The following is a 19019-nucleotide window of genomic DNA, read 5'->3' as shown; positions in this document are numbered from 1 at the left end:
TCGCTTCTTTGGATGCTGTTTCTGAATTCAATCGAGCTTGACGAACTGTTCGACGTGATCGCGCAATTTCAGCGTATGTTCGCGCACGAGACGCTCGGCGCGCTCGCTGTTGCGCGTCTCCAGCGCTTCGACGATCTCCTTGTGATCGACGATCGAGCGGCGCGCGCGATCTTTTTCAAAAATCGTGCGCTGGCGAATGGCGCGCACATGCAGGAACAGCCCGTTGGTGATGTCGGCGATCAGCTTGCAGCCGGAGAGATTGATAATCGCCTGATGAAAACGGATGTTGGCGTCGGAATATTCGCCCATATGCGCGCCGACTTCGGCGCTCGTGAACGTGTCAACGAGGCCGTGCAGATTCGCGATGTCGGCGTCCGACGCCACCTGCGTCGCAAGCCGCGCCGCCATGCTTTCAAGCGCGGCCCAGGCCGTGATCATTTCGAGAATTTCGGTCTTCGTCTTGCGCACGATAAAGATGCCGCGACGCGGCGCGATGCGCACGAGGCCCTCTTGCTCGAGTTGCGCCAGCGCTTCGCGCAGCGGCGTGCGGCTCACTCCGAATTGCAGCGACAATGCGCGCTCGTCGAGACGCAGTTCGGCGTCCTCGTCATAGATCTTCATCGCGCTGATCGCCGACTTCAGCGCTTCATAAGTGCGCGTCTTGAGGCTCTGGACCTCTTCGATCGGCTGAATTTCGAGCTTGGCGCCCGCCATGGCCCTGCCTCCCCGAGCCGCCTCGTTTGCTCGGGCGGCGCTGGTTTCTGGCATGCCATATAGAGAAAGAAGCACCACAGCGCAAAGCCCATTTTGCAAACGGGATTTGGTGCGACGCACATATAAAGGCATATTGCATACCAATATAAGTTTGGCTTAGCCTCGCGGGATAAGGCTGGACCGAGAACGGCCATCGCCGCGCTCAAGGATACCGGCCAGACGGGTCGAAGCGCGCTGTTGTGGATGCATTGAACGCCATGCTTGGCGGAGACGCCAAAATGGTCAGCCTCCCTCTCTCTGGGCGGATCATGATCGGCGCACGCGCCGGCATGACGCCCTTCTTCATGACATGCCGCGCTCTTCGGCCGCGATCGCTTTGCAACCGTAGGGACGGAATATGGCTTCAGTCGACATAAAGGCCGGCGCGCACGCTGCCGAAGCGTCGGATTCCTATCGCTGGCTGCAGCTTGTCCTGGGCGTCATCGCCATGGTGATGATCGCCAACTATCAGTATGGCTGGACCTTCTTCGTTCCGGATATCCAGAAGACGTTCGGTTGGAAGGCGTCCGACATCCAGGTCGCCTTCACCTTGTTCGTGCTGCTCGAAACCTGGCTCGTGCCGATCGAGGGCTGGTTCGTCGATCGCTACGGTCCGCGCGCAGTGATCGCCGTCGGCGGCGTTCTCTGCGGCGTCGGCTGGTGGATGACCTCGCGCGCAACCTCGCTCGGCGGCCTCGACGGTTATTACGCCGCGATGATCGTCTGCGGCGTCGGCGCCGGCGCGGTCTACGGCACCTGCATCGGCAATGCGCTGAAATGGTTTCCGGATCGCCGCGGCCTCGCAGCGGGTCTGACCGCCGCAGGATTCGGAGCGGGTTCGGCGCTGACCGTCGCGCCGATCCAGAACATGATCCAGTCGAGCGGATTCCAGCACACCTTCCTGGTGTTCGGCGTCGGCCAGGGGATCATCATCGTCATTCTCGCCTTCTTCCTGCGCGCGCCCGACAAGGGCGAGGCGCCTGCGACCGCAGCCAATGCGAATGTCATACAGACCCGGCGCATGTATGCGCCGAACGAGATCATCGGGCCGACGAATTGGTGGATCGCGGCTGTGGCCGCGATCGGACTCGTCGGCGTCGCAATGTGGTGGACAGGCCACCTGTTCTATTTCCAGCTTGTCCTCGCGGCCGCGATCTTCATCATCGGCGGCGGCATCGTCGCGGCGCGCGGCCAGCCTGTCTTCATCCTGATGTATTTCATGTTCGTCATCGTCGGCGCCGGCGGTCTCATGGTCACCGCGAACCTCAAGCCGATCGCTTCGACATTGAAGATCGCCGATACGTCGGTTTCGATCTTCGCGCTGCAAATGACGGCGGTGACCTGGGCCGCGACCGTAGATCGCATCCTCAACGGTTTGACGCGGCCGTTCTTCGGCTGGGTGTCGGATCATATCGGCCGCGAGAACACCATGTTCATCGCTTTCGCGATGGAGGGAATCGGCATCTATCTCCTTTACCTCTGGGGCCATGATCCGCTCTGGTTCGTGCTCCTGTCGGGCTTCGTGTTCTTTGCCTGGGGCGAGATCTATTCGCTCTTCCCATCGACCTGCACGGACACCTTCGGCTCGAAATTCGCCGCCACCAACGCCGGCCTTCTCTATACGGCGAAGGGAACGGCGGCCTTGCTGACGCCATTCACCAACCGCATCCAGGAAGCGACGGGAACATGGGATACCGTGTTTCTCATCGCCGCCGGCGCGAACATCCTCGCCGCCGTGCTGGCGATCGCCGTGCTCAAACCCTGGCGCGCCAAGGTGATCGCACAATCCGCGACGGCTTGACGTCGCGGCGTGGGCGCCGCGATCATCTTGTGATGGACGGCGCCGACTCCTGCTTATGCTCCTGAGGCAGTTTGAATATCTCGTCGCGCTGGCGCGCGAGAAGCATTTCGGGCGCGCAGCGGCGAGCGTGAACGTGGCGCAGCCTTCGCTTTCGGCGGGGGTTCGGGAGCTTGAACAGGAGCTCGGCGTGCTCATCGTCGAGCGTGGGCATCGCTTCTCAGGCTTCACAGAGGATGGCGAGCGCATTCTCGAACGGGCGCGCCGCATTCTCGCCGAGCGTGATGCGCTGCGCGCGGATGTCGACCAGATCAAGCGCGGCCTGACGGGTCTTTTGCGCTTCGGCGTGATCCCGACCGCGCTGCCGGTGACGCCGCAAATCACCGCGCCTTTCACCGCGCGCTTCCCCGGCGCCACGATCCGCGTGCTGTCATTGACCTCGATCGATATCCAGCGCGGACTTGACCAATTCGAGCTCGATATCGCGCTCACCTATCTCGACAATGAGCCGCTGGAGCGCGTGCGCCCGAAGCCGCTCTACACCGAGAATTACTTGCTGCTGACTCCGTCGGACGGACCTTTCCGCGATCGCGCCGACGTCACATGGGCGGAGGCGGCCGATACGCCGCTCTGCCTGCTCACGCCCGACATGCAGAACCGCCGCATCGTTGATTCCGTTTTCAAATCGATCGGAAAGAATCCGCGACCCGCCTTCGAGACCAATTCGATCATCAATCTTTGCACGCAGGTGGGCTCGGGCTTATGGTCGAGCGTCGTGCCGCGCCCGTTGCTGGAGGCGATCGATCCGCCCGCAGGCGTTCGCGCGCTGCCGCTGATTCAGCCCGAGGTCGGGCGACTCGTCGGTCTTGTCACGCCCGATCGTGATCCGCCGTCGCCGCTTGCTGCGGCGCTGTTCCAATCGGCGCCGCGGCCGCAATTCAAGATGATGGCTGCGCTTTAGAGCATGGCGCGAAAAAGTGGATACCGGTTTTTCCGAGACGAACGCGAGCGTTCGCTCTGCAAAAGCCATGCTCTAAACTTGGAATCGATCACGTTCCCGCATTTTGATTGATTCAATCAAAATGCGGCGTGATCTAGCGCGGTTACTCGGCCGCCGCCTGGGTCGCCTGCCATTGCGCCAGCAGCGCGCGCAGCGCAGCGGGTCTCAGCGGCTTCTGCAATACGTGAATGCCTTTCTCGATCGCGAGATCGCGCACTTCAGGCGAACGATCGGCGGTGAGCATGACGACGGGAAGTCCGCGCCCCTCGCGCCAGCGCAGGCGCATCGCGACGTCGACACCGTTCTCGTCGTCGAGATGATAATCGACGATCAGCGCGTTCAGTGGCGCATGCGGCTCTTTCAATGCGGACGCGGCGTCCTTCGATCCGCTCGCGGTGATCACGGCGCAGCCCCAGCCTTCCAGCAGCGCGCGCATGCCTTCGAGAATGGCGGGCTCATTGTCGATGGCGAGCACGGTCATGCCGGAGAGCGGCGCGAGCGCCCGCGGAGGCGCGAAGCTCGCCGTCGTTGCGGCCGGCAGCGATTTCGTCAGAGGCAATTCGAAGAAAAACACCGAGCCGCGCCCGACGGCGGACCGCACGCGCACCGGCGCATTGAGCACGCGGCCGATGCGCTCCACGATGGAGAGGCCGAGCCCAAGTCCGCGCGCCGCGCGCGCGCCTTCGTCAAGCCGCTGGAATTCGCGGAAGATCGTCTTCTGTTTTGCGGCGGGAATGCCCAGGCCCGTATCCCGCACCTCGACGCGAATGCGCCCGCGCCCGCGCCGGCAGCCGATCAGCACGCCGCCTCGCGGCGTGTATTTGATCGCGTTGGAGATGAGATTTTGCAGAAGCCGCCGCGCCAGCCTGCGATCGCTGCGCACCGATGCGGAGGAATGCACGAAGCGCAGCTTGATGCCTTTCTCCGCCGCGAGCGGCGCAAATTCACGCTCAAGCTGACGCGTAAGTTCGTCGAGACGAAAGCCCGACAGTTCAGCCTTCATCGCGCCGGCGTCGAGCCGCGAAATTTCGAGCAGCGCCGAAATGATGTCCTCGACCGCCTCCAGCGACGCATCGACATTGTCGGCAAGCCCTGCATCCCCCGCCTGGCGATCTCGCTCCACCAGCGACGTCGCGAACAGACGCGCGGCGTTGAGCGGTTGCAGGATGTCGTGGCTCGCGGCTGCAAGAAAGCGAGTCTTCGAGCGATTGGCTTCCTCGGCTTCGCCCTTGGCGCGCTCGAGCTCGGCGTTGACCCGCATCAGCTCCTCGGTGCGGTCACGAACGCGTCCTTCCAGCGTTTCATTCGCAGAGGCGAGCGCCTCCTCCGCCTCCACGCGGTCGGAAATGTCGGTATAGGTCGCCACCATGCCGCCATCGGGCAGCTTGCTGGAGCGGATCTCGATGACGCGCCCGCTGGGATATATCTTCAGGCGATCGGGCTCCGCCGTGTGAATAAAACGATCGAAGCGTCGCGCCGCGATTTCCGGCGGCGAGCCCTCGCCATAGACTCCGCGCGCCGCATTGTGCGCGACGATCTCGTCGAGCCCGACGCCGACTCGAACCATGTCAGGCGGCAGGTCGAAGATCGCGCCGAATTCGCGATTCCAGCACATCAGCCGCATGTCGCGGTCGAACACCGTGATGCCCTGGCGCGCATGATCGAGCGCGTTCTGCAAGATGTCCCTGTTGTATTCGATCGCGGCGCTGGCTTCGTCGAGCAGCTTCATCGCCCCCTGCCCCGACGACGTGCGTCGCCGCAACAGGAGAGAAAGCACGAGCCGCGATGACGCCGCGCCGATCGCAGACGCAAGCAGCCTTTCGCCGAACTGCATCATGTGCGGATCGGCGCCGACGCGAGGGTCTGGCGGCAAGCCGCGTTCGAGCGCATAGGCTTCGAAGGCGCCTTTCGTGCGATCCTCGCCAAGATAGCGCGCGATCGCCGTCTGCAATTCGCCCATGGTGATCGCAGCGCGCCTGAGGCGGAAGCCTTGCGTGATCGGCGCGCCGTCGGGCCCGACGAACAGATTCGCTTGCGCCCGTTCGAGCGATGTCGCTGGCCGCGTCAGCGAGCCTGCTACGAAGAACAGGGTATTGAACGACAGGCTGATGATCACGCCATGGGTCAGCGTGTCGACATCGAGCGGCAGAAGCGCCGTCGGCTTGAGGGCCGCGATTCCAAAAGGACCTGATTCGATGATCGCGCTGATCGTCGGATTGACGGACGCGAAATTCGGCAGAAGCAGCGTATAGCTCCAGATCAGAAGACCGACGACCATGCCGGCGGTGGCGCCGGTCGATGTCGCGCGTCGCCAGAACAGCGCCCCGATGAACGCCGGCGCGATCTGCGCGACGGCGGCGAACGAGGTGAGGCCGATCGAGGCGAGCTCGTTTTCGCCGGCCGTGCGATAATAGATATAGCCGAGCAGCAGCACGATCACGATGGCGCCGCGTCGCGCGATGAGCACGAGCGCGCCAAGATCGCCGGCGGACGAGCGTTGCGCTTCACGGTCGACGACGCCGAAGATCAGGCCTCGCCGCAGCCAGAGCGGCAGCACCACATGGTTCGAGACCATGATCGCGAGCGCCACGCATTCCACGATCACCATCGCGGTTGCGGCCGAGAAGCCGCCGACAAAGGCGATCAGCGCGAAACCGCTATGGCTTGTCGCCAACGGCAAAGCGAGCACCGTCATGTCGCGGTCGATCGCGCCATCGGGGAAATAATGCAATCCAGCAAGCGCCAGCGGCACGACGAAGATGTTGATGGCGACGAGATAGAGAGGAAACGCCCAGGCGGCGCGATCGACATCGGCGGGGTCTCGGTTCTCGACGACTGCGGTGTGGAATTGACGCGGCAGCAGCAGCGCGGCGCAGGTCGAGATCAGCGTGATCGACAGCCAGGACGACGTGCTTGGCGTGCGTGCGATCAGGCTCGTCAGATCGATTGGCGGCGCGCCCTTGGAGATCAGATCGCCGAAGCCGTCATAGACGAAGAAGACGATCAGTACGCCGACGGCGAGGAAAGCGAGCAGCTTGACGATCGACTCCGTCGCGATTGCGATGACGAGCCCGTCCTGATGTTCGGTCGCGTCGATATGGCGCGTGCCGAACAGCATGGTGAAGAAGGCGAGCAACAGCGCCGTGAACAGCGCGAGATCGCCGAACGGCAGCGGCGCATTGCGATAGCCGTGGCCGTCGACGGCCTCGAGAATGGTCGCGAGCGACGCCGAGATCGCCTTGAGCTGCAGCGCGATATAGGGAACCGTCCCGATGACGAGCAGCAGGCAGACGATCGCCGCCACGCGCTCGCTCTTGCCATAGCGCGCGCCGATGAAGTCCGCGACCGAGGTCGAGTTCTGCGCTTTCGCAAGCGTCACGATGCGTCGCAGAAGTCCGGAGCCGAAGGTGAAGACGAGAATCGGCCCGACATAGACGCCGAGGAAATTGAGCCCCTGACGCGAAGCGAGCCCGACCGAGCCATAGAAGGTCCAGGAGGTGCAATAGACGCCGATGGCGAGCGCGTAGATCGAGCCGCGCGCCGGACCGTTGAACAGACGCCGGCCGGAGGTGTCGCCGAAATGCGCAACGGCGAACAGAGCGCTCAGATAGGTGAGGGCGACCAGAATGACCGCCCAGCCGGCGATCATGATGAAATTCCCGGAGCGTCTGCGGGCCGCATGGCGCGCAGATTATCTCACTCCCGAGCGGCGCGAAATGCGGGCGTTTCGGATCGCGGTCACGCCTGGCGGCGGCGACGCAGCGGATTGATCGGCGTGAGATCGACGCGGCGGAGCGCCTTGAATGCGGCATGCGCCGCCGCCTTCGCCGCCTTCCCAGCGCGATCGAGTTCGGCGCGCGCCGCAAAGGCAGGCGATGTCTCCGCCGGTCGCCTGAGCGGGATGCGAGGCGGCAGCGCGCCGCGTCCGGCGTTTCGCCTGAGATCGGCGAGCGCGTCGCGCATCATCGCGAGCGCGCCAGCCGCCGGGGCGTCGAGCGCGATGAGAAGAACAAGGCCATCGCGAAAGACAAGCGCCGCATGCGTCTTGCTGCGGCCGAGATCGGCGCTGAGCGCGCCCGCCGCCGCGCCGATTCCCGCGCCAAGCGCCCGGCCGAACAGTCCGCCGAGCGCCGCTCCGCCGGCCGCTGCGAGCGCGGCCATCAACCCGCGCGGCGTTCGGCCCGGCGACGGCAGCACGATCTCCGAGATCGCGGCGAGATCGTAGCTCCTGCGGCCGATCCGCACGCCATAGTGATCGAACGATCCGCGCCGTCCGGCATCCCTGCTGCCGGCGACGACTGCGAAATCATGCATGAAGCTGTTCCTCTCGATTGATCCGGTCGTCGCGCGGCGCAGCATCGCCATCGCCGATGGGCCGTCAAGCCGGCGGGGTTCCCATTGCTTGGGGAAGGCGGCTAAGGTGGGGCGGCCGGCGCGGATCGGCGGGCGATTGGGGAGAGAGACGCGAATGCTGAAGGAGTTCAGAGACTTCGCAATGAAGGGCAATGTCGTCGATCTCGCCATCGGCGTGATCATCGGCGCCGCTTTCGGCAAGATCGTCGAATCCATGGTCGGCGACATCATCATGCCGATCATCTCGCTGCCTGGCAGCGTCGACTTCACCAACATGTACATCGTGCTGAAGGGAACCGTCGCCGCCGGCACGAGCCTCGCGGAAGCGAAAAAGCAAGCTGTCGTGCTCGGCTGGGGCAACTTCGTCACGCTGGCGATCAATTTCATCATTGTCGCCTTTGCGCTGTTCTGGGTGGTCAAGACCATGAACAGGATCAAGAAGGAGGAGCCGAAGGCGCCGCCCGCCCCGCCGGAGCCGACTGCGGAAGAGAAGCTGCTGACCGAAATCCGCGACCTCCTGAAGAAGTAGATTGCGCGCTGCGCATGGCCGCCCGGCCCCGGACGCGTCCCGGGGCTTTTCCGTTGCGGTTCCCGGCGACGCCCGATAAGCGGCCTGATCTGCTCCCGGATCTTCCGCTGATGTCTCTTGCGGCCGTCAAAACGCCTTCCGACCCCTTGATCGAATCGCTGCGCGCCGAAGCGCGTGAAGCGCCGCCGAGCGGCATCGTTGAGGTGCGCGACTATGGCTGGGGCCGCGAAGGTCTGATCCCGCTTTGGGTCGGCGAAGGCGATCTGCCGACGCCCTCCTTCATTTCGGAGACGGCGACGCGGGCGCTCGCGGCCGGCGAGACCTTCTACACCTATCAGCGTGGCATTCCTGAACTGCGGCAGGCGCTCGCGGATTATCACACGCGCGTTTATGGCGGATCGTTCTCGCCGGAGCGCTTCTTCGTCACCGGCGGCGGCATGCAGGCGGTGCAGATCGCCCTCCGGATGGTCGCTGGCGCGGGCGACGAGGTTCTGCTGCCGACGCCCGCCTGGCCGAATTTCCGCGCCGCCATGGAGCTCAATGGCGCCAAGGCCGTGCCGGTGAAAATGGAATTGAAGGATCGCGCCTGGACGCTCGATCTCGATCGCCTCGCCGCCGCGGTCACGCCGCGCACACGCGCGCTCTTCATCAATTCGCCGGCGAATCCCACCGGCTGGACGGCCACGCGCGACGAACTCGCGCAAATTCTCGCCCTCGCCCGCAAGCATGGTCTCTGGATCATCGCCGATGAGATCTATGGCCGCTTCGTCTTCGACGGCTCGGCGCGCGCGCCTTCGTTCCACGATGTCATGGCTGAGGACGACAGGATCATCTTCGTCCAGACCTTCTCGAAGAATTGGGCGATGACGGGCTGGCGCATCGGTTGGCTCGAAACGTCGCCGAAGCTCGGCGCGGTCGTCGAAAATCTCATCCAGTATTCGACCTCGGGCGTCGCCACGTTCATGCAGCGCGCGGCGATCACGGCGCTGGAGCGCGGTGAGAGTTTCCTCGAACATCAGATCGCGCGCGCCAGAACCAATCGCGATCTGCTCGAAAACGGCTTGGGCTCGTCGAACCGGATTTCCTTCGCGCGCACCAACGGCGCTTTCTATTTCTTCTTCAGCGTCGCGGGCTTCGAGGATTCGATGACGCTGGCGAAGGAGCTGATCGACAAGGCCGGCGTCGGCCTTGCGCCGGGTTCTGCGTTTGGGCCTGGCGCCGAAAAATATCTCCGGCTCTGCTTTGCGCGCCGGAGCGATCATATCGAGGAGACGGTGCGGCGCATCGCCGGCTTCCTCACGTGAGGAAGTCGGCCGAACGCCTGCTGGCGTCGCTGCGGCCCATCTCGCACTCCTTCGTCGAACTGATCCCGGCCATCATCTGCGCCTTTCTCGGCGGGCTTCTTTTCTTCCAGCTCGATCTGCCGGCGCCCTGGATTTCAGGCAGCATGCTCGGCGCGATGATGTCGGCGCTGATCCGGCCGATGCCCGAGATGCATCCGCGCCTGCGCGATGTCGCGTTCTTGATGACCGGGACGTCGATGGGCGCCGGCGTCACGCCCGAGACGGTCGCGCTGCTCGGCAAGGTGCCGCTGAGTTTCCTCGTGCTCGCGATCAGTATTGTTGCGATCATCTACTTCTCGTCGCTCTGGCTGACGAAGGTCCATGGCTGGACGCGCGAGGATGCGATGCTTGCCGCGGCGCCTGGCGCACTGTCGACGGCGCTCGCGATCGCCGCCGCCCGCGGCGGCGACGTGCTCGGCGTCGCCGTCGTGCAGACGACGCGCCTGTTCATTCTGGTGGCGCTGCTGCCGGGGCTGATCGCCTGGATCGAGGGTGGGCAAGGCTCGTCGCTATTGGCTCTGACGCAGATGAGCTGGGGGACGCTTGTCCTCATGCTCGTCGGCGGCGCCATCTGCGGCTATGCCCTGAACAAGCTGAAGATCACGGCCGCGGCGATGCTGGGCGCCGCTCTGTTCGGCGCCTTCCTGCATGGCGGCGGATATGTCAGCGGCTACACGCCGATGCCGATCGCGATTGGCGGCTTCGTGCTCGTCGGCGTCATGATCGCGACGCGCACGCGCGGCCTGTCGTGGAAGGCCGTGTTCGACTACGCCGCCGCCAGCGCCGCCAGCTTTATCATCGGCGGGATCGTGGCGGGTCTATGCGCGCTCGCCGCGAGCTGGCTGATCAATATCAGCATCGGCGCGACCTTGCTCGCCTTCGCGCCGGGCGGCGTTGAGGCGATGACGCTGCTCGCCATGTCACTCGCCTATGATCCCCTTTATGTGGTCGCGCACCATATCGCGCGCTTCATGTCGATCGGTCTGTGCATTCCGATCTGGTTCCGCCTGACCGACAAAGAGTTGCGCAAGTCCTAGATCGCCTTATCGGTGCGGCGGAAGACGCGGAGCGTCTTGAACATTCCCACTTCCTCGACCGCGCCGGTCGCCTTCAGCGCATCGATGTCCGCCGTCGCCAGGCTGTAGGCGAAGGAGCCTGTATAGAACAGGATATGGCCGCCGGGATTGGCGCGGCCGGCGAGCAGCTTCATCACGTCGAGATCGGTGAGCGCGCCATAGGCGTCATTCTTCTCGCTGCGGAATTCGCGCGAATGAAACAGCGTGACCACGTCGAAGCGCGGCATCAGCTTCTCGTTCAGCATGTAGATGTCGCCGAAATAGGCAATATAGGTCCGCGCCAGCTTGGGATTGGCGATCAACAGCTTGACGTACTCGTCATACTCGGTCGGCGACGCGGTGATCGCGAGCACGCTGTTGTTGCGGCCGTCCTGGCTGCAGCGCAGCCCCACGAGATGATGGCCACCGGTGCCGAAATGGTAGATCGCGGCATCGCAGATGTCGCGATCTGCAATGAACTCCATGAGATGGGCGTCGCAGGGACACACCTTCTCGTCGAAGGCCCAGGTGTCGCGATAGATGTGCATCTCGGCGGACATAAGAACTCCCCTGCCGCGCCGCAGCGCGAAACTCCTAGGATTTGCGACTGTGGCCGGTTCGCCGCTGAATGCAGCCTGAACAACCTATTTGCCCCGCCATGCCGGTTGACGCTTGGCGAGGAAAGCCTCGATGCCCTCGCGGAAATCCTCGCTGAGGTAGCAGGCGGTGACGAGATCATCTCCATCGACTTCAGCCGCGCGACGGCGCAGACGATGCAGCGCCGTCTTCGTCGCCTGCAGCGTCAGCGGCGCATGGCCGGCGATGGTCAGCGCGAGCTCGCGGGCGCGGGCCATAAGGGTCGCATGATCGTCCACAGTCTCGCTGACGAAGCCCGCGTTCGCGGCTTCCTCGCCGCTGATCAGACGCGCTGTGAAGACGAGGTCCTTGACCCGCGCCGCGCCGATCAGGCTTTCCAGCCGCGCATAGTTCGCGACCGAAAGGCAATTGCCGAGCGTGCGGGCGATGGGAAAGCCGATGCGCGCATCACGCGTCGCAATTCGGAGGTCGCAGGCGACCGCGAGCATCGCCCCGCCGCCTGTGCAGGCGCCGGAAATCGCCGCAATGGTGGGTCGAGCGCAATCCTCGATCTGGCGGACAACCCGCTCGATCTTTGCCTCGTAGGCGAGCGCGTCCTCGCGCGTCCTGAGATCGCGGAACTGGGCGATGTCCGTGCCGGCGGCGAAAGCCCGGGGAACGCCCGTCAGGATGATCGCGCGCACATCTTCGCGATTCAACGCCTCGGCGCACAACGAGGCGACGCCCTCATACATGGCGTAGGTCAGCGCATTGCGCGTGCGGGGACGATTCAATGTGATTGTCATCACGTTGTCCGCGACGGCGTGCAGCAATTCGGGTTCGTCTTCCTGCTTCTTTAACTCCACACTCATCTCAGACTTTCTTCAGCGGATCAGGATGCCCGTCGATGCGCATCTGGAACAGGAAATAGGTCGGCGAACAGAAACCATAATCCTTCACGCGTTCAACGCCCGGCGTGTCGTCGGGGATGCCCTGACACATATAGTCCTCGCGGCAGAAGATGTCGCGCCCGCATGCGGGCCGCTCGCCGCGCACGACGCTCGCGCGCAGGCATTTGTTGAAATTATTGGTGGCGACGCAATCGTCGAACAGCTTGCCGCCGGCAAGTCCGCAGATTTCCGGCGGCGGCTTGCCGTTCGCCGTGAAGCCGCGGAAATTCTTGTCGTCCTCGGTGCATTGCCGGTAGGCGAGGCCCGCAGGCACGCCGATCTTCGGCGGCCGACAATTATATTGAGTCTGCGTCGGCTTCGGCGCGAAGCTGTTGATCTGCCGCAATATCTTGAATCTGTCGTTGTAGGGGACAGGGCCGTTCACGATCTCGCCGACAAAGCAGGCATGGCCCGCGAAGATCTTCTTCTCGTCGGTCAGCGAACATTGGCCGAATTCGATGGGAACCTTGCCGTTGGCGCCGAGCGTCGTGCAGGAGAGGCCGCCGCCACAGTTCCAGCCGTTGGCGAAAGCGCCCTTCGCGGAGTCGGCGACACAGGCCATGCCGGCTGCGGCCGGCGCATAGCGCGGCGGACCATCCGCCACGCCATTCCATTCGGCCGGCGGCGTCGAGGAGAGCGGACGGAAGCGATTGGGCTCGCGGCCAGCGGCGACGGCGCGGACATAGGCGTCGCGCCTTTTCTCATCGGCGTAGAAGTGTGGTGACACCGCCGTCTTCAGGAGATTGAGATTGGAGGTCGCACCGTCATCAAAGCCGATAAAATGGAAACCGGCGGTTGCATTCGATTGATGGCACCCCGTGCAACTCGCATTGTCGAGCCGCTCGATCATCGCTTTCGGCGTCTTGATGAAGGATGTCTTCTCAAAATTGGCTTTTGCGAGATCGCTGTCTTTCAGAAGCTGCGCGTAGGGATGGTTGGCGAGACGCGCGCTGCCGAAGGTCGAATAGGAAATCGCTTTCGTCGCGAGAAACTCCTCGGGGATGGTGAAGACGCCGCGATCGATCGCATCCGTATGCGAGGCGAGATAATCGATCAGCCGCGCGCGCAGCGCCTGGTCGGCAGCGAGTTTCGCGAGATCAGGCGTGTTTTCCAGTGGCCGCGGCGTCAGCTTCAGCGCGCCGCCGGTCAGGTCGGCGCGAAAGATGCGCAGCACATAAGCAGCCTGACCGCCGAACTCGGTCTCCTGCCCCGATGGAAATCGCACGATCTGAGCGTTGAGCTCGATCTGCTTCAGCGTCAATCGCGCGCGATCGAGCGGGCCATTCCGGAGAAAGGAAAGCTTTTCTTTGGTGTCCGAGATGCGACGCTCGGGAATCCAGGCGCGCGCCGCCGCCGCGCAATCGCCGCCCTGCGGCTTCGCCACGCGATAGACCACGTTGAGATTGAACGGCATGCGCGACGACAGCGGCTTCGGAAAAGCCGGGTCGGCGATCGTGTAGGCCATGCGATAGATCAGCCGTGTTTCGCCGCAACTTTCGACATCGTCAAAATCGCGTTTGTCGAGGCGGTTGACGACGCCGACGAGCCGCATGCGCGCATAGGGCGAACGCAGCCAGCGCAGATCGATCACGCGGCCGACATTGCCGTCGGTGACTTCAAAGAGAGGCCGGCCGTTGGCCTTCATTTCGGCGCGCAGGCCGGTCACGTCGGCGCCGATCGTCTGTGTGAGATCGCGATAGACTGCGCTTTTGTCCTGTAAGGACGCCAGCGAATCGGCGTCTTTCGCGCCAATCGCGTCCGCGAAGCGGAAGCCCGAAACTTCGATCTCCTTCAGCAGCGCGACCTCGCTCACATCGAGAATGGGTTGTCCCTCTGGAAAGGCCTGCGCGGAGGCAGGCGGAGAAGAGATGAACGCAGAAAAGACGCAGATTGTGGCAAGCGCGCCATGAAAGAATTTCGTCATCAGATTGGCCGGCGGTTCAACATCCGAATCATGCCAAGATGCTCGAAGCTGCGCAACGCTTCGGGGTTCTCATCGACGCCGCTTTGTTCTATGATTGTTCCATGCTCAGCCGTCCTGACCGCACCCGTGAAATATGCCGCGGCGTCACGCGTCATCTCGCACAGCGCGGCTACGCCACTGTGGCGGAGATGACCTTTGCGAACGGCCGCCGCGCCGACGTGTTCGCGATGGGGCCTGACGGCGAGATTGTCGTTGTCGAGGTGAAATCGGGCTGGGAGGATTTTCGCGTCGATCAGAAATGGCCCGACTATCGTGATTATTGCGATCGATTCTATTTCGCCGTCGATGTCGATTTTCCGCAGGACGTCGTGCCCGCAGATGTCGGGCTTATTGTCGCTGACGGATATGGCGGCGAAATGCTTCGCGAGGCGCCGTCGCATCCCTTGGCCGCAGCGCGTCGACGCGCGCTGATGATCGCCTTCGCGCAATTATCATCGCGTCGTCTGCTTACGGCGATTGATCCAGAAGCGCTGCGCGATATCGTGGAATAGCGATCTCTTTATCGCCACAAAACCGCTTGATTCTTTAACGCGCGCACGCGTCGTTTCGCGCGTCAGAACTTTTTTCGCGCGACTGAATTGTACATCAAGGGTTCATCCGCATTCGTCGATCGTTTGCGCATCGATGCGGTGAGCGTCGCGAGACATGATCGCGCTGATGATGTGCAGCGTGTCACTATTTTCGCTCGCCGGAGTCACACGCTGGTCCCGTTGGGACGCAAGCGTCAGTTCAATGGAGGAATGCTCATGCGCAACCGGATGAAGTGGCTTCTCGCCGGCGTCACGGCGCCCGCGTTGATCTTCGCCCACACGCTCGCTTTTGCGCAGCAGGAAGAACCTGGCCGCAAGCCTGGAGAAAAACAGGAACAGCGCCCTGGGGGCGGGGCGCGACCTCAAGGCGCGCCCGGCGCGCCGCATCCTCCGGCGCCTCCGCCGGCGGCGGCCGTTCCGCATCCACAGCCTCCGGCTGCGGCGGCTCCTCCTCCAGCGGCGCGACCCGCGCCGCAGACCGCCCAGCCACCGGCCGCGCCTCCTCATCCTCCCGTCGCGGTCCAGCCGCCCCGCCCGGCCGCCCCTCCCGCGGCCTCGGCGCCGCCTGCGCCCCATCCGGCTCCACAGCCTCCGGCGTCTGCGAGCGCGCCTGCGCCACGTCCCGCTCCGCAACCCCCGGCCGCCAGCGCGCCGCCCCCTGCCGCGCGCCCTGTCCCGCAATCGGCGCAGCCCCAGCCGCCGGCCGCTCCGCCGCGTCCCCCGGTCGCCGCGCAACCGCCTGTTCAGGCGCCTCCGCCAGCCGCGTCCGCGCCTCATCTGACGCCGCAGCCGCCCGCAGCGGCAAGCGTTCCGCAAGCGCCACGTCCTGCGCCGCAGGCTGCGCAGCCAACCCCTGTTCCTCCCCCCGCAGCGCCCCAGCAGGCTGCGCCGGCTCAGCGCCCTGTCACCTCCCCTCCGGGATCTCCGCCTCCCCCCGTGCAGGCCGCGCCGAACGCCCAGCCGCGACCGCCGGGAACCGGGACGCCCTTCGTCCCGCCGCCGTCACAGGCCTCGCCCGCGCCACAGCCGCAATTCCAGCGTCCGCCCGGGGCTGGCGCGCCTCCTCCGCCTCCACCGGGAGCCGCTCCGCCGGCTCAGGCGTTATCGCCCCAACCCAACCAGCCGCCGCCTGCGGGCGGCGGCCCGCGCATGGGTCGGACCGGCGCTGTGGCGATCGGAGTCGCAGCCGGTCTGGCAGGCGGCCTGATGGCCGCGGAGGGCGCGCGCCGTCTCGAAGACGTTCGCCAGCGTCGGCAGGAGGTGCGAGAGGGCGATGCGCTGATCGTGCGCGAACCCGGTCGCACCATCGTGCAGGAAGGCGATCGGGTCTTCATCCAGCGCGACGAGAATCAGCGCTTCCGCGACAGCGGCTTCAATGTTCGCACCGAGCGTCGCGGCGACGACTTCTATGCGGTCTATGACAGGCCGGGCGGTGAGCAGGTGGTCACCGTCACCGACGCGGATGGCCGGATGCTGCGCCGCGTGCGTCGCTTCCCTGATGGACGCGAGATCGTGCTGATCGACAATTCGCTCGGCCGGCGCGCGACCACCTTCGACGATTATGTCGTCGAAGTGCCGCCGCCTCCGCTGCGGATTCCGCGCGAGCGCTACGTCGTCGACGCCGGTCGCGCCGATGAAACGATGATCTACGAAACGCTCGTCGCGCCGCCGGTCGCGCCTTTGCCGCAGCGCTACACGCTCGATCAGGTGCGCTATAGCTATGGTCTGCGCGCGCATATGCGCAGCGTCGATGTCGACACGATCAATTTCGACAGCGGCTCATGGACGGTCACGCAAGATCAGGCCGGGCGGCTGAGCGCGATCGCGCAGGCGATTCGTCAGGCGTTGCAGCGCAGTCCGAACGAGGTGTTCCTGGTCGAAGGCTACACGGATGCGACCGGCGCCGATATCGACAATCTCTCGCTGTCGGATCGTCGCGCACAATCAGTCGCCGAAGTGCTGACGCGGGATTTCGGCGTGCCGCCGGAGAATCTGACGACGCAGGGCTACGGCGAGCAATATCTCAAGATCAATACGCAGGAAGCGGCGCGTGAAAATCGTCGCGTCGTCGTGCGCCGCATCACGCCGCTGCTGAACGGCCAGACCGCGCAGCAGTGACGACAACGGAGCGGGCTTCGGCCCGCTCCGGTATTTTAGTTTGAGTTATCGCGGCGCACGCTTGGCGAGAATGCGCTGCAAGGTGCGGCGATGCATGTTGAGCCGCCGCGCCGTCTCGGACACATTGCGATTGCACAGCTCATAGACGCGCTGGATGTGCTCCCAGCGCACGCGATCGGCGGACATCGGATTTTCCGGAGGCGCGCGCTCACCTGTCACGCCCATAAGCGCGTGGTGGATTTCATCGGCGTCGGCGGGCTTCGCCATATAGTCATAGGCGCCGAGTTTCACGGCCGTCACCGCCGTTGCGATGTTGCCGTAGCCTGTCAGCACTACGGCGCGGGCGTCAGGGCGCTTCTCGTGCAGGCGGGCGATGACGTCGAGGCCGTTGCCGTCGCCGAGCCGCATGTCGATCACGGCGAAGGCCGGGGGATCGACGTCGACGGCTGCGAGGCCGGCGGCGACGCTGTCGGCTGTCCTGACCGCATAGCCGCGCCCCTCCATCGCCCGCCCGAGACGTTCGAGGAACACCTTGTCGTCGTCGAGGATCAGAAGGCTGGGGGCCGGGCCGGGCCGGACAGTATCGGGGGTCATGGGGATCGCCGGTTCTTCGTTCTTCGGCTGTGGTATGGCCCCAGATCGGGGCGGAATCCAGTCAGGGGCCGCAACCCTGCCGCGCGCTTATCCCCGCCGTTCAAACTGGGCGCGTGGCCAGGCGACCGTCACGACGGCGCCGGCGTCAGGCGGATCGACATTCGCCATGTCGAGCGCAGCTCCTGACCGTTCAAGCAGTGTTTTCGCGATGAAGAGCCCCAGCCCGAGTCCGCCGCCCTCATCTCCGCCCTTGGCCCGGCGCCCGTCGGCGCGGGATCGCAGATAAGGTTCGCCGAGCCGCATGAGCACGTCGGGCGCGAAGCCCGGCCCATCATCACGCACCGTCAGCTCGACGCCGGCCGGCGACCAGCGTCCCTCGATCGCAACGCGGCCCGCGGCGAAATCGACAGCGTTCTCGACCAGATTTTCGAGGCCGTACATCATGCCGGGATTGCGCCGGCAGGTGGGCGCGTCGCCAACGCCATTGAACGTGACGTCGATCGTCACTTCGGGCGAGCGCAGCGGCTCGATGATCTCCTCGACAAGCTGCTGGATCGTCAGCGTCTGCAGGGGATCGCCCGTGTCATGATCGAGTGATGTCAGTTTCCCCAAGATATCGCGGCAGCGCGCCACCTGATCGCGCAGGATCGCGATATCGTCGGCGTAGGGCGCATCCTTCGGCACGGTCTTGTCGAGTTCGCGCGCGACGAGCGCAATGGTGGCGAGAGGCGTGCCGAGCTCATGCGCCGCGGCGGCGGCGAGACCGTCGAGCTGCGACAGATGCTGCTCGCGCGCCAGCACAAGTTCGGTTGCCGCCAGCGCCTGCGCGAGATCGCGCGCCTCCTGCGCCACGCGCCAGGCATAGACGCCGGTGAAGGCGATGCCGAGCAGGATCGCGATCCAGATGCCGCCGACATAGGAGGCCGGCAGCGCCAGCGTATGGCCGGGAAACCAGGGTAATGGTTCGTGCCTGATGGTGAGCAATCCGGACAGACATGCGGTCAGCACGCCAAGCGCCGCCGTCAGTCGCGGCGGCAACGTCGTTGCGGAGATTAGCGCCGGCGCGAGCAGCAGCATCGCGAACGGGTTCTGCAGGCCGCCGGTGAGATAGAGCAGCGCCGAGAGCTGCACGATGTCGTAGCCGAGCAGCAGCGCCGCTGCGTTTTCGCCGACGCGCACGCTCAGGGGATAGCGGATGCGCAGCGCGACGTTGAGCCAGGCCGAGACGGCGATGACGAGGAAGCACCAGCCGAGCGGCACGGGAAAGCGCAGCCCGAGATGGGTGATCAGCACGGCGGCGCTCTGGCCCGCCACCGCGAGCCAGCGCAATTTCACCAGCGTGTCGAGCCGGAGACGCGGGCTCTCGTCGGTGCGCGTGAACGGGCCGTTGAATACGCCGGCCTCGGAAACGTCAGTCATGCCCCAATGTCGTCAAT

The 19019-nt window shown here is 64.7% G+C and carries 16 protein-coding genes; 7 read left to right on the top strand and 9 right to left on the bottom strand.

The window, feature by feature from the left end; all coding sequences use genetic code 11:
* Positions 1-27 precede the first annotated feature (27 nt).
* Positions 28-714, bottom strand: a complete 687-nt coding sequence (locus L8F45_RS21875) for a GntR family transcriptional regulator (protein WP_342359956.1) — start codon at positions 712-714, stop codon at positions 28-30.
* A 397-nt stretch (positions 715-1111) separates the two neighbouring features.
* On the opposite strand from L8F45_RS21875, the gene L8F45_RS21870 reads away from it, so the two are divergent.
* Both L8F45_RS21870 and L8F45_RS21865 read left to right on the top strand, forming a co-directional pair.
* Positions 1112-2554 carry an OFA family MFS transporter gene (locus tag L8F45_RS21870; protein ID WP_342359955.1) on the top strand — a complete coding sequence of 481 codons (1443 nt, stop codon included), beginning with the start codon at positions 1112-1114 and terminating at the stop codon, positions 2552-2554.
* 55 nt (positions 2555-2609) lie between these two features.
* Positions 2610-3512 (top strand): LysR family transcriptional regulator, encoded by a 903-nt coding sequence (locus L8F45_RS21865; protein WP_342359954.1) that lies wholly within the window; start codon positions 2610-2612, stop codon positions 3510-3512.
* Between the two features lie 142 nt (positions 3513-3654).
* On the opposite strand, the gene L8F45_RS21860 is transcribed toward L8F45_RS21865, so the two are convergent.
* On the bottom strand, positions 3655-7200 hold the full coding sequence (locus tag L8F45_RS21860; protein WP_342359953.1) for a PAS domain-containing hybrid sensor histidine kinase/response regulator: 3546 nt from the start codon (positions 7198-7200) through the stop codon (positions 3655-3657).
* 89 nt (positions 7201-7289) lie between these two features.
* Positions 7290-7910 carry a hypothetical protein gene (locus L8F45_RS21855; RefSeq protein ID WP_342359952.1) on the bottom strand — a complete coding sequence of 207 codons (621 nt, stop codon included), beginning with the start codon at positions 7908-7910 and terminating at the stop codon, positions 7290-7292.
* Positions 7911-8019: 109 nt separating this feature from the next.
* Here L8F45_RS21855 and mscL point away from each other — a divergent pair, with 109 nt between their 5' ends.
* The 3 genes from mscL to L8F45_RS21840 all read left to right on the top strand — a co-directional run bounded on the left by mscL (position 8020) and on the right by L8F45_RS21840 (position 10813).
* Positions 8020-8433 (top strand): large conductance mechanosensitive channel protein MscL, encoded by a 414-nt coding sequence (mscL, locus tag L8F45_RS21850; RefSeq protein WP_342359951.1) that lies wholly within the window; start codon positions 8020-8022, stop codon positions 8431-8433.
* Between the two features lie 110 nt (positions 8434-8543).
* Positions 8544-9737 (top strand): pyridoxal phosphate-dependent aminotransferase, encoded by a 1194-nt coding sequence (locus L8F45_RS21845; protein WP_342359950.1) that lies wholly within the window; start codon positions 8544-8546, stop codon positions 9735-9737.
* Positions 9734-10813 carry an AbrB family transcriptional regulator gene (locus L8F45_RS21840; RefSeq protein WP_342359949.1) on the top strand — a complete coding sequence of 360 codons (1080 nt, stop codon included), beginning with the start codon at positions 9734-9736 and terminating at the stop codon, positions 10811-10813. The genes L8F45_RS21845 and L8F45_RS21840 overlap by 4 nt, the downstream gene beginning before the upstream one ends.
* Here the strand turns inward: L8F45_RS21840 and L8F45_RS21835 are convergent.
* From L8F45_RS21835 to L8F45_RS21825, 3 genes are all read right to left on the bottom strand, one after another.
* Positions 10810-11391: a hypothetical protein gene (locus tag L8F45_RS21835; protein WP_342359948.1), complete on the bottom strand. Its 582-nt coding sequence runs from the start codon at positions 11389-11391 to the stop codon at positions 10810-10812. The genes L8F45_RS21840 and L8F45_RS21835 overlap by 4 nt on opposite strands.
* An 84-nt stretch (positions 11392-11475) precedes the next feature.
* Positions 11476-12279, bottom strand: a complete 804-nt coding sequence (locus L8F45_RS21830) for an enoyl-CoA hydratase/isomerase family protein (RefSeq protein ID WP_425329947.1) — start codon at positions 12277-12279, stop codon at positions 11476-11478.
* Position 12280: 1 nt separating this feature from the next.
* Positions 12281-14281, bottom strand: coding sequence for a hypothetical protein (locus L8F45_RS21825; RefSeq protein WP_342359947.1), 2001 nt, complete (start codon positions 14279-14281; stop codon positions 12281-12283).
* Positions 14282-14382: 101 nt separating this feature from the next.
* On the opposite strand from L8F45_RS21825, the gene L8F45_RS21820 reads away from it, so the two are divergent.
* Complete coding sequence (locus L8F45_RS21820; RefSeq protein WP_342359946.1) at positions 14383-14832, top strand: MmcB family DNA repair protein; 450 nt, start codon at positions 14383-14385, stop codon at positions 14830-14832.
* A gap of 102 nt (positions 14833-14934) precedes the next feature.
* Here the strand turns inward: L8F45_RS21820 and L8F45_RS21815 are convergent, their stop codons facing one another.
* Entirely contained in the window at positions 14935-15258 is a 324-nt protein-coding gene (locus L8F45_RS21815) for a hypothetical protein (protein WP_342359945.1), read from the bottom strand.
* Positions 15259-16020: 762 nt separating this feature from the next.
* Between L8F45_RS21815 and L8F45_RS21810 the strand changes: the two genes are divergently transcribed.
* Positions 16021-16989 carry an OmpA family protein gene (locus tag L8F45_RS21810; protein WP_342359944.1) on the top strand — a complete coding sequence of 323 codons (969 nt, stop codon included), beginning with the start codon at positions 16021-16023 and terminating at the stop codon, positions 16987-16989.
* Between the two features lie 45 nt (positions 16990-17034).
* On the opposite strand, the gene L8F45_RS21805 is transcribed toward L8F45_RS21810, so the two are convergent.
* Positions 17035-17583 (bottom strand): ActR/PrrA/RegA family redox response regulator transcription factor, encoded by a 549-nt coding sequence (locus L8F45_RS21805; RefSeq protein ID WP_342359943.1) that lies wholly within the window; start codon positions 17581-17583, stop codon positions 17035-17037.
* A gap of 87 nt (positions 17584-17670) precedes the next feature.
* Positions 17671-19002, bottom strand: a complete 1332-nt coding sequence (locus L8F45_RS21800; RefSeq protein WP_342359942.1) for an ActS/PrrB/RegB family redox-sensitive histidine kinase — start codon at positions 19000-19002, stop codon at positions 17671-17673.
* Between the last annotated feature and the right edge of the window lie 17 nt (positions 19003-19019).

This window comes from Terrirubrum flagellatum, from assembly GCF_022059845.1.
Lineage (GTDB): Bacteria > Pseudomonadota > Alphaproteobacteria > Rhizobiales > Beijerinckiaceae > Terrirubrum > Terrirubrum flagellatum.
Note: the sequence above shows the minus strand (reverse complement) of the source record. Positions and strands in the feature narration are given on the sequence as shown.